Here is an 11,835-nt window from a genome sequence, read left to right as displayed (position 1 = left end):
TTTTCTTTCTATTCTAGTTCGTCCTCTTTCACGATCTGGACATTTGCTGCCTTCAAAACTTCTTCAGCCCGTTCAAAGTCATCTGTGTGAAAGACCATAACCGGTGCTTTACCGGCACGTATAACAAAGGAATAAATATAATTGACATTAATCTTCCCCTCTGCCAGGATCGTAAGCATCTGGTTTAAATTTCCCTTTTCGTCTTTTAATTCTGCCCCGATCACATCTGTGATCCGAACGACAAATCCTTCCTTTGTCAAATACTCTTTTGCCTCTTTAGGTTTATCTACTACCAGACGCATGATTCCAAACTCTGGTGTGTCAAACGTCGAAATTGCCCGTATATTGATATGTGCATCGACCAGAGCCGACGTCACATTCATCATACTGCCTGGTTGATTTTCTACAAATACGGAAAGCTGCTTGATCATCTTCTCACCTGCCTTTTCTATTTTAGTTATAATGTATAACCTACATCAAATGCTTTTTTATTGATGTCTATCGTCTTGGGAGGAACTGTCTTTTCGATCACTTCGTACCACTGTTCCTTTGTGAAATCCATGTGCTGTGCCGCGACACCAAGCACGATCAGATTAAACACCTTTGGATTACCCAGTTTTTTCGATTCTTCCGTCGCATTGACTCTATAGACTTTATACTCTTTCTCCAATTTTTCTATAATTCCCTCCGGATACTCCGCCGCGCCGATCACGACCGGCATAGGATCGATACGCCAGTCATTGACGATCAATACACCATCCTTTTTCAGATAATGCGCATATCTAAGTGCTTCCAGACGTTCAAATGCGATGATCACATCTGCCTGCCCTTCTTCCACGATTGGTTCTGCCACTTTTTCACCATAACGCACAAACGTGACGACACTTCCTCCACGCTGTGCCATTCCGTGTACTTCTGACAGCTTCACATCATATCCTCCTGCAATCGTAAGTCCACCTAAAATCCGGCTTGTCAGCAATGTTCCCTGTCCTCCGACACCAACAATCATAATATTTTTCGCCGCCATCTTTATTCACCTGCCTTTACCATTTCTATCGCGCCAAATTTACATAAAGATTCACATAAACCACAGCCGGTACACATTGTATCGTCAATACGGATCGTTCCGTCTGGATTCTTTGTCATTGCCGGACAGCCCGGTTTCATGCACATACCGCATTTTTTACATTTATCTTCGTGCGCGATATATAGAGGTTTTTTGGATTTGTCCAAAAGCACGCAAGGCGTCTTTGTAATGATGACAGAGACCTCATCTTTCGCCACTTCTTCTTTGATCGTTTTTTCTAAAAGCGCGATGTCAAACACATTAACTTCCACCACATTTTTAATTCCCATCGCGCGACATAATCCTGCAATATCGATCGCATAAGTGGGCTCTTGCTGCAGTGTCTTTCCGGTAGCCGCATGGTCCTGATGCCCGGTCATCCCTGTCGTAGAATTATCCAGGATCATCACGGTTCCTGTTGCCTTGTTATACACCATATTCATCAAAGAATTGACACCTGTATGCAGGAACGTCGAATCTCCGATCACTGCAACCCAATTTTTAATATATTCTTTTCCTTTTGCTTTCTCCATCCCATGCAGCATGGAAATACTAGAGCCCATGCACATCGTCGTATCAATCACACTAAGAGGAGGCACTGCCCCCAATGTATAACATCCGATATCGCCTGCTGCATGCATTTTCAGCTTCTTCAACACATAAAACGCACTTCTGTGCGGACAGCCCGGACATAGGATAGGTGGGCGTCCCGGTGCCTGCGCCGGTTTTTCCAGATCCAGTTCTTCCTTTAAGATCGCTCTGCGAAGCATATTGGCACTGTACTCTCCCTGCACGGTAAAGATTTCTTTTCCAATTGCTTTAATACCCCAGGATTTTACTTGTTCTTCAATAACTGGATCTAATTCTTCTACTATATATACCGTCTCTACCTTAGATACGAATTCTTCGATCAACTTGCGCGGAAGTGGATTGACCATTCCAAGTTTTAAAACGGACGCCTGTGGAAGCGCTTCTTTGACATATTGGTATGGGATCCCACTTGTGATCACACCAATCTTCGTATCATTGATCTCCATCTTATTGATCGCAAGCGTATTTGCTGCCTCCGCAAGTTCTAGATTACGCTTTTCAATCTCAATATGGCGCAGCTTGGCATTGCCCGGCATCATCACATTTTTCTGGATCTGTTTCTCATATGGCCTATCCGCAATTTCTTCTCTTTCTTTTAACTCTACAAGCCCCTGCGAGTGTGCGAGTCTCGTTGTTGTACGGAAAATAAACGGCCTGTCATATTTTTCACTTAATGCAAATGCTTCCTTAAAGAAATCTTTTGCTTCTGCACTGTCTGACGGCTCGATCACCGGGATCTGTGCCGCGCGTGCAACCATACGGGTATCCTGCTCATTCTGTGAACTATATAATCCCGGATCATCTGCCACTACTAACACCAGCCCGCCATTTACGCCCATATAAGATACGGAATACAAAGGATCCGCTGCCACGTTCAGACCGACATGTTTCATACACGCCATAGAACGTACGCCGGAAATACTTGCTCCTACTGCCACTTCCACCGCCACTTTCTCATTCGGCGCCCATTCCTCATATACATCTTTCTTATACTGCACCAGATATTCACTGATTTCTGTACTCGGTGTCCCCGGATACGCAGAAGAGACTTTCACGCCTGCCTCATATGCGCCCCGTGCAATTGCCTCATTGCCGAGCATAATTACTTTTTCTCCCATTTTACAGTCCATCCTTTCGTAAATCTGTTACTCTTTTTGCTTTTCCTTCAAATCTCTGCAGAGAGTTTGGTGCGACCAGACGTATCTGTGTCGCAAGACCAAGCTGTGATTTCAAAGCTGATTTTATCCTCTGTTCCAGAGCACTTAGCTTTCCATAGCTATCGAGCAGTCTGTCATCTACTAACTCTACCGTGATCGTCATAACATCCAGCCGATTCTTTCTCTCCACTAAAATCTCATAGTGAGGTCCGATTTCTTCTATTTTAAATAATACTTCCTCAATCTGCCCAGGAAATACATTTACCCCTCGAATGACAAGCATATCGTCCGCCCGTCCAGACAGATTTGCCATTCTTACTGTCGTTCTTCCACATTTACACGGCTCATACATAAGCCGTGTCAGATCGCCCGTACGGTATCTGACGAGAGGAAGCGCCTCTTTACCCAGACAGGTGATCACCAATTCTCCCGTCTCACCCGGTGCAAGCACTTCTTCTGTCTCCGGATCGATGATTTCTGGAATAAACCAATCTTCGTTGATGTGCATCCCGCACAGTTCGGTACATTCTCCTGACACGCCGGGACCACACAGTTCACTCATTCCATAGTTCTGTGTACAGATAAACTGGCTTCCCCAGACTTTGCGCATTTCTTCTCTCATCGGTTCCGTCATTCCCTCGCCGCCGAACAGCCCTATGTGGATCTTCAGATCCTTAGATGGATCGATCCCACGTTCCCGCAGCACCTCTCCTAAATGCAGTGCATAGGAAGGCGTTGCCACAAGCAGCGTCACACCCATATCCTGCAGGAACATAATCTGTTTATTCGTATTCCCCGATGACATCGGAATAACAGAAGCACCTATCTTTTCCAACCCTCCATGCAGCCCCAAAGCGCCTGTAAACGTTCCGTATCCAAACGAGATCTGTGCCACATCATCCGCTGTCGCACCTCCCATACATGCAATACGTGCTACATTATTCAGCCAAACATCTAGATCCTTCTGCGTATATCCTACAACCGTAGGCTTCCCAGTCGTGCCTGAACTTGCATGATAACGGACAATCTCTTTTTTATCTACCGCAAATAATCCATCCGGATAATTGTCCCGAAAATCCGCTTTATATGTAAATGGAAGTTTTTTCAAGTCTTCCAAAGAAATGATATCCTTTGGCTTCACCTGTGCCTCATCCATTTTCTCCCTATAAGGTCTGACACGGTCATAAATATATTGAACCGTATCCTTTAATTTCTTAAGCTGGATGTCTTCAATTTCATTTCTTGGCAGAGTTTCTTCCTTTGCCCATATCATTTTCCTTTTCCTCCTTTAGCCTTTAAACATTGTCTTTTTCCAGTATAGCACAATACTTTGTCGAGTTAAAGTATCAAAGAGCAATTATTCGAAAAAATGATTGCGCGATAAGTTTATATTCAAAACGTAAAAAATCGACTTCACGCTGCTGACTTCCAAACAGAAGTATGTATTTCCTTCCGATTGGAGATATATAACAGCGTGAAGTCGTCTTTTCTTCTGAAATCTAATTGCGGAATCTGCCTTCTGGCAATGAAGTGAACCATCTAACAAAGAGGATATTTTTCTGTCAGTTCTGCTACCATTGCCCTGGCCTTTTCTACATTTTCTTCACTTTCGATGACCATAGCAATGATCTCTGCCACTTTATCCATATCTTCTTCTTTCAATCCACGGGTCGTCACCGCCGGTGTTCCCAATCTTACTCCGCTGGTCACAAACGGTGAACGTGGATCGTTTGGAATGGTATTTTTATTGCATGTTACATGAGCATCATCCAGGCGTTTTTCCAGTTCTTTTCCACTGACTTCTTTACCGGTCAGGTCTACCAGCATCAGATGATTGTCAGTTCCGCCAGAAACAATCTTAACGCCGCGCTTCATCAATCCTTCGCAGAGTGCTTTCGCATTCTTGATCACCTGCTCCTGATACACTTTGAATTCCGGTTCCAGAGCTTCTTTAAAGCAGACTGCCTTTGCCGCGATCACATGCATCAACGGACCGCCCTGGATCCCCGGAAATACCGCTTTATTAAAGTTAAACTTCTCATTAACTTCATTACTGGAAAGGATCATGCCTCCACGCGGACCTCGTAACGTCTTATGAGTCGTGGTTGTTGTCACATGGGCATAAGGGATTGGACTTGGATGGAGTCCCGCTGCCACAAGACCTGCGATATGCGCCATATCTACCATCAGATATGCGCCGACCTCATCTGCAATCTCCCGAAATCTTTTAAAATCAATAGTTCTTGCATATGCACTGGCTCCTGCAATGATCAATTTGGGTTTACATTCTCTAGCGATTTTAAGAACATTATCATAATCGATCACCCCATCTTCATTGACACCATAAGGCGTGATCTTGAAATATTTTCCTGACATATTGACCGGTGAACCGTGTGTCAGATGACCGCCGTGATCTAGGTTCATTCCCATCACAGTATCCCCGGGCGTCAGCATAGCAAACATAACTGCCATATTTGCCTGCGCGCCGGAATGGGGCTGCACGTTTACATACTCGCAGCCAAACAGCTTTTTTGCCCTTTCCCTAGCGAGATTCTCTGCCACATCCACACACTGACAGCCACCGTAATATCTTTTCCCCGGATATCCTTCTGCGTATTTATTTGTCAGAGGGCTTCCCATCGCCGCCATGACTGCCTTGCTCACCCAATTTTCAGAGGCGATCAGCTCAATATGGGAATTCTGTCTTTTCATTTCTTCTTCGATCGCCTCTGCAATTTCGGCATCCGCCTTCTTGATTTCTTCGAAATCGTACATTGTCTTTTCCTCCATCTGTCCTATTTTTCCATACATTGGCACTATTATAGCATAGGTCTTGCTTTTCTGTACAGGCTCACCTTTGACCTTTTTAAAAATCAAACAGGGAAAGCTGGTTGCTCTGCGGCAGATCACCAAAGAGTCCCAGATCCGCCATCAGATCAATGACTGTCTTGCTGACCTTTGTCCTTGCCCTGAAATCATCCAAGGACAGATAGGGTCCGTCTTTCGCTGCTTCCTCCACCGCTTCTGCCGCCTTTTCTCCCATTCCTTCAATACTGGATAAAGAAGGCATAAGTTTTCCGTCTATGATCTGGAATTTCGTTGCTTTTGCTTTATAAATATCGATTGGAACGAATTCAAAGCCTCTTGCATACATCTCCTGTACGATCTTCATATCCTTTAATACATCCTGCTCTTTTTTACTTAACGAATCACTTCTTCGTTTATAATCCTTCATATAATAGTTCAATTTTTCTTTTCCCTGACACATGATCTCATAAGAAAACGCATCTGCGCGAATCCCAAAATAGGCGCCATAATACGCCAGTGGATAGTTGATCTTACAATAGGCAATGCGGTATGCCATCATGACATATGCCGCCGCATGCGCTTTTGGGAACATATAACTGATCTTTTTACAGGACCATATATACCAGTCTGGAACATTCTTTTCCTTCATCGCTGTTTCCCATTCCGGCTTTAATCCCTTTCCTTTACGCACACTCTCCATGATCGTAAAAGCTAGGGCGCTTTCTACCCCTTGATTGATCAGATAGATCATAATATCATCTCTTGTACAAATTGCCGTAGAAATCGTCGCTTTTCCGGATTTCACCAGTTCCTGGGCATTTCCAAGCCATACGTTCGTTCCGTGAGACAATCCGGAAATACGGATCAGATCGGACAGGGTCTGTGGTTTCGTATCCTGCACCATCTGGATAACAAAATCTGTTCCAAATTCAGGTATCCCCAAACACCCCAGTTTGCAGCCGTCTATATCCTCCGGTTTAATCCCCAGGGCACTTGTATTATGGAACAAGGAAATCACTTGTTCATCATCCAGCGGAATCTCTGTCGCGATAAACGGATGTTCTGTATTATACTCATTTTCCAACGCATCGGACGTAATATAGTCTTCCAATGTACGGATCATCGTCGGATCATCATGTCCAAGGATATCCAACTTCAAAAGGTTATGGTCAATAGAATGATAATCAAAATGTGTCGTGACGATATCTGTCTCCATATCATTTGCCGGATGCTGCACAGGAGTAAATTCATTGATATTGTGTCCGTGCGGCAGTACGACTATCCCTCCGGGATGCTGTCCGGTGCTGCGCCGGATCCCGGTACATCCCTGTGTGATCCTGTCAATTTCGCACTTCCGTTTTCTCTGCCCCTTTTCCTCATAATAATTTTTCACAAAGCCATAGGCTGTCTTATCCGCTAAAGTTCCTATCGTTCCAGCCTTAAACGTGTGACCGGTTCCAAAAAGAACTTCCGTATATTTATGCGCCTTTGCCTGATAATCCCCGGAAAAGTTCAAATCAATATCCGGCTCCTTATCGCCCTTAAAACCAAGAAAAGTCTCAAAAGGGATATCAAATCCTGCTTTCACAAGAGGCGCGCCGCAGTTTGGACATCGTTTATCCGGCATGTCAAAGCCGCAACCTCCTGCGTAGCTTCTCACTTCCTCTGACTCAAAATCACTGTAATGACATTTTGGGCAGTAATAGTGAGGGCTTAAAGGATTGACCTCTGTGATGCCCGCCATCGTCGCTACAAAAGAGGATCCAACAGACCCTCGGGAGCCGACCAGATACCCATCTTCGTTCGATTTCCACACCAGTTTCTGCGCAATGATATACATCACGGCATACCCATTTGATATGATGGAATTTAATTCCTTTTCCAATCGGGTGGAAACCTGCACAGGCAATTCTTCTCCATACATCTCATGTGCCTTTTGATAGCAGATCTCCCTTAATTCCTGATCTGAATTCTCGATCACCGGCGGGCATTTGTTAGGATTCACCGGCGAGATCTTTTCCACCATATCTGCAATTTTATTGGGATTGTCGATCACGATTTCCCTTGCTTTTGCAGCCCCCAGATACGCAAATTCCTCCAGCATCTCTTCTGTCGTGCGCAGATACAAAGGCGGCTGAGCATCCGCGTCATCAAAGCCTTTCCCTGCCATGATGATCCGGCGATACACTTCATCCTCCGGATCGAGGAAATGAACGTCACAGGTGGCTACGACCGGCTTTTTGAACTTTTCACCAAGCTGCACGATCTCTCGATTGATCTCCATTAAATCTTCGTCTGCGTTGATATCCGGCAGACGGCTGCTCTCGATCATGAATCGATTGTTCCCCAGAGGCTGTATTTCATAGTAATCATAGAAATCCGCAAGCCTTGCTATAAATTCTGTTGATTTTTTATGCAGCAATGCCTGGTACAACTCTCCTGCCTCACAGGCACTTCCTATGATCAGTCCTTCCCGGTGCTTATTCAGCAGACTTTTGGGAATCCGCGGACGACGCGCATAATATGTAAGATGAGACTGCGTGATCAGTTGGTAAAGATTATATCTTCCAATATCATTTTTTGCCAGGATAATGATATGGTATGTAGGTAATTTCCGGATCGCGTTTGGATTCATATCTCCAAACCGATTTATTTCCTTTAAGGTTGTGATATTCTCTTTTTTCAGCATTTCGACAAACTTTACAAATATTTCTGCCGTCGCCTCTGCGTCGTCTACTGCCCGGTGATGATTTTCCAAAGAAATATTCAGCGCCTTTGCCACTACATTGAGCTTATATTTGGACAATGTAGGCAGAAGTACGCGTGCTAATGCCACCGTATCTACATAGGTAAAATGCGGTTCTATATCCTGATAGCGGCAGTTCTGCTCGATAAATCCCACATCAAATCCCGCGTTATGTGCCACTAAAATACCGTCTCCTACAAACGCTAAAAATTCTGGAAGTACTGTCTCAATAGCAGGGGAATCCATGACCATCTCATCTGTGATACTGGTAAGCTGCGTGATCTCAAAAGGGATCGGCCGTTTAGGGTTGACAAATGTGCTAAAAGAATCTACGATCTCTCCATTTATCACTTTCACAGCGCCAATCTCTATGATCTTATCTTTAATAGCGCTGAATCCCGTCGTCTCCAGATCAAAAACAATATATGTATCATCCAGCGTCTGTTGCCCCGCTCCCACTGCAATCTCCGTCAGGTCATCTACGACATAGCCTTCCACACCATAAATAATCTTAAATGGATCTGCCTTATCTAGCGTCTCTATATAATGGTTCGCATCCGGAAATGCCTGCGCCACCCCATGGTCTGTGATTGCGATGGCCGGATGTCCCCAGTCATGCGCACGCTTCACGATATCTTTTACTTCCGAGACTCCATCCATATCGCTCATCTTTGTATGACAGTGGAGCTCCACCCTCTTGTGCATGCTCAGATCTTTTCTGGAAACTGTAAAATCCCCGATCTTCTTAATCCCAGTTACGGAACCGATCGTCAATTCTCCATCAAACTTATCGATCGTGGTTACACCTTTTATTTTAATAAAAGCGCCCTTTTTTAGTTCTCCCAGAAGATCTGGGAGTTGTTCATTCCTCGCAAACATTTTTACAGTGATCGTATCTGTAAAATCTGTCACGGAAAACATAATGATCGTCTTTTCATTGCGTATCTCCCGGGTATCAAAGCTGATGATCTTCCCATGGACTGTGATTTCTCCCATCTCTGTGATGACCTGTTCCAAAGGAATCGGTTCATCTTCAAAATTTCTTCCATAGAGCAGATTGGGATCGTCTCCCTGTTTTAACGGACGGTAAAATTCTTTCTTCTTAAATTCTTTTTTCCCGGCTGCCTTTCCTCTTTTTTCGGATGAAGGACTTTCTTTTGAGGATACCATTTTCTTTTCTACCGTTTTAGGGTCTTCTTCCCTATGCTCAGCAGTGCGCCGTCTAAATATTTCATTGATCTCCAGCTGAAGACGTTCTTCATCTTCCTCCCTGCTGCTGTGCTTAGACGCCTTTTTATAAGAAATGCGCACTTCCGCGCCTATCTGGAAACGTTTGTTTAAAACCGTATCCAGGTATTCTGCAATAGACTCTTTTCGGCCTTTTGACACGATCGTGTCCAACAGCTCCAGATAAACTGTCCTGCCTTCAAAATGCAGTTCTGCCTGCTCGTACATATTTGCCGCCAGTACACTGTCTTCACGCAGTTCCTCGATAATACTGTCCCGATATTCCAAAAGTAACGCTTCTGCAGAATACTGCCCGGAAAGTATATATTTTTCTTCTATACGGATTATGATCTGTACAGTTCCAAACAGCTGTTCCTTAATCTTTTGTTCCATTCTCCGGATTTCTTTTTTTTGTATAAGATGTGTACTGAGTATATGCACATGAAGGAAATCCCGTTTTGTATTTGTCGTGATCTTTTTCACTTCTACATCCCGGAACAAAGCCTGCAGATCTTCCTCTGTTTTCAGTGTAGGAAATACGTCAAAAAATTTTTTCTCACTGCTTACTCTTTCCAATTCAACAACTCCTGACGAAGGACCGAAAGGAGATCTTCTTCCTTTACCTTCTTGATAATCTCGCCCTTTTTGATCAGCAGACCTTCTCCTATGCCGCCTGCAATGCCGATATCCGCTTCTTTTGCTTCACCTGGTCCATTCACCACGCACCCCATAACAGCGACTTTAATATCCAAAGGAATGTCTGCCACCATTTTTTCTACCTGATTCGCCAATTGGATCAGATCGATCTTTGTTCTTCCACATGTCGGGCAGGATACAACTTCAATGCCTCCCTTTCTAAGTCCCAATGTCTTTAGGATCTGTTTCGCCGTCTTGATTTCCTCCACCGGATCTCCTGTCAGCGACACACGGATCGTATTCCCGATCCCTTCATATAGAATGACCCCCAGACCTACGGAAGATTTGATATTTCCGGCATATACTGTCCCCGCCTCCGTGATTCCTACATGCAGAGGATATGGACACATTTCAGAAATAAGTTCATGCGCCTTTATACACATCAGCACATCTGAAGATTTGATGCTTACTACGAGATTGTCATATCCCATATTTTCGATCATGTGTACTTTATCCAGAGCACTTTCTACGAGTCCTTCCGCTGTCACGCCGCCATTTTTCTCCAGTATATGCTTTTCTAAAGATCCACTGTTGACCCCTATGCGGATAGGTACCTCTCTTTCCTTTGCCGTCTCTACCACCATACGTACTTTTTCTTCACTTCCGATGTTTCCCGGATTAATGCGTATCTTATCGACACCATTTTTAATAGCCGCAACAGCAAGCCGGTAATCAAAATGTATATCTGCCACAAGAGGAATATGTATTTGTTTTTTTATCTCCCTCAGCGCCTCTGCCGCTTCTGGTGTCGGAACCGCACAGCGAACGATTTCACATCCTGCCGCCTCCAGCCTGAGGATCTGGTCTATCGTCCCTTTTACATCTTCTGTCTTTGTATTTGTCATAGACTGTATCGCAACAGGCTGCTCTCCTCCGATACAAACCTTCCCTATCCTGATCTCTTTTGTCTTATTTCTTAACATTTTTCTTCCTCCCAAAACCTGCGCCGCATAAGAAACATATGGGAGTGATGGCCCTTGCCACCCCTCCCATATATACTGCCGCTTTTCAGGCGCTATTTTCTTTCAAATATCATCTGCTCACCATACTCCCGATCTGTCAATGTCAACGTCTCCTGCTCAATACTGTAATCATACGAGGTATCTAATACAGCAGATACATCTTTTGCTTTTGCGCCGCCTGCTCCATCATCTGCACTCTCTTTTTCATAGAGGGTAAGCACTTTTTCTTCTTTGTCGATCTGGTACTCGGCATGCATTTTCACAGACTGTTCTTCTTCATCCTTCCATGAAAATTCGATCGTCTTGTCTCCGCCTACCGACATCGTAAGATCACTGTCTGCACAGTACCATTTCCCTTCTAGTGGATTCGCTGTAAAAAGCTTTATGATAAAAAAGGCAGCGATAATAATGATCAGTACTGTAGAGACTGACATTACGGTCTTCCAGATGCTGTTTCTTTTTCCTTCATCATTTCCAAAAATCATCTGCCACCGTCCTTTCTTTTCCTCTGTTTCATTATACGGATTTTCTATGACGGTGTCAACGACGCATCTCTTTTTCATCGACTCTGCTTACAAACAC

The 11,835-nt window shown here is 44.3% G+C and carries 8 protein-coding genes; all 8 read right to left on the bottom strand.

The annotated features are described in order from the left end of the window. Window positions 1-8: 8 nt before the first annotated feature. Entirely contained in the window at window positions 9-431 is a 423-nt protein-coding gene (locus BN3282_RS11185) for an ACT domain-containing protein (RefSeq protein ID WP_059069214.1), read from the bottom strand. Window positions 432-457: 26 nt separating this feature from the next. Beyond that, on the bottom strand, window positions 458-1,027 hold the full coding sequence (locus BN3282_RS11180; RefSeq protein ID WP_059069212.1) for an indolepyruvate oxidoreductase subunit beta: 570 nt from the start codon (window positions 1,025-1,027) through the stop codon (window positions 458-460). 2 nt (window positions 1,028-1,029) lie between these two features. Further along, on the bottom strand, window positions 1,030-2,775 hold the full coding sequence (iorA, locus tag BN3282_RS11175; RefSeq protein ID WP_059069210.1) for an indolepyruvate ferredoxin oxidoreductase subunit alpha: 1,746 nt from the start codon (window positions 2,773-2,775) through the stop codon (window positions 1,030-1,032). A 1-nt stretch (window position 2,776) separates the two neighbouring features. Beyond that, window positions 2,777-4,087, bottom strand: a complete 1,311-nt coding sequence (locus tag BN3282_RS11170) for a phenylacetate--CoA ligase family protein (protein WP_059069208.1) — start codon at window positions 4,085-4,087, stop codon at window positions 2,777-2,779. A 266-nt stretch (window positions 4,088-4,353) separates the two neighbouring features. Further along, complete coding sequence (glyA, locus tag BN3282_RS11165; protein ID WP_059070418.1) at window positions 4,354-5,589, bottom strand: serine hydroxymethyltransferase; 1,236 nt, start codon at window positions 5,587-5,589, stop codon at window positions 4,354-4,356. A 91-nt stretch (window positions 5,590-5,680) separates the two neighbouring features. Next, the gene (locus tag BN3282_RS11160) at window positions 5,681-10,171 is read right to left on the bottom strand and encodes a PolC-type DNA polymerase III (RefSeq protein WP_059069206.1); all 4,491 of its coding nucleotides are present in this window, start codon (window positions 10,169-10,171) and stop codon (window positions 5,681-5,683) included. After that, entirely contained in the window at window positions 10,159-11,214 is a 1,056-nt protein-coding gene (ispG, locus tag BN3282_RS11155; protein WP_059069204.1) for a flavodoxin-dependent (E)-4-hydroxy-3-methylbut-2-enyl-diphosphate synthase, read from the bottom strand. The genes BN3282_RS11160 and ispG overlap by 13 nt, the downstream gene beginning before the upstream one ends. 92 nt (window positions 11,215-11,306) lie before the next feature. After that, the gene (locus BN3282_RS11150) at window positions 11,307-11,816 is read right to left on the bottom strand and encodes a hypothetical protein (protein ID WP_242866632.1); all 510 of its coding nucleotides are present in this window, start codon (window positions 11,814-11,816) and stop codon (window positions 11,307-11,309) included. Window positions 11,817-11,835: the final 19 nt, after the last annotated feature.

It is taken from the genome of Mediterraneibacter massiliensis (assembly GCF_001487105.1).
Taxonomy (GTDB): Bacteria; Bacillota; Clostridia; order Lachnospirales; family Lachnospiraceae; genus Mediterraneibacter; species Mediterraneibacter massiliensis.
This window is presented reverse-complemented; position numbering and strand designations above follow the sequence as displayed.

Bases quoted from the DNA above. Each gene is read 5' to 3' on its own strand.
- BN3282_RS11185 (WP_059069214.1), bottom strand. From the start codon at position 431: ATGATCAAGCAGCTTTCCGTATTTGTAGAAAATCAACCAGGCAGTATG.
- BN3282_RS11180 (WP_059069212.1), bottom strand. From the start codon at position 1,027: ATGGCGGCGAAAAATATTATGATTGTTGGTGTCGGAGGACAGGGAACA.
- iorA (WP_059069210.1), bottom strand. From the start codon at position 2,775: ATGGGAGAAAAAGTAATTATGCTCGGCAATGAGGCAATTGCACGGGGC.
- BN3282_RS11170 (WP_059069208.1), bottom strand. From the start codon at position 4,087: ATGATATGGGCAAAGGAAGAAACTCTGCCAAGAAATGAAATTGAAGAC.
- glyA (WP_059070418.1), bottom strand. From the start codon at position 5,589: ATGTACGATTTCGAAGAAATCAAGAAGGCGGATGCCGAAATTGCAGAG.
- ispG (WP_059069204.1), bottom strand. From the start codon at position 11,214: ATGTTAAGAAATAAGACAAAAGAGATCAGGATAGGGAAGGTTTGTATC.
- BN3282_RS11150 (WP_242866632.1), bottom strand. From the start codon at position 11,816: ATGAAAAAGAGATGCGTCGTTGACACCGTCATAGAAAATCCGTATAAT.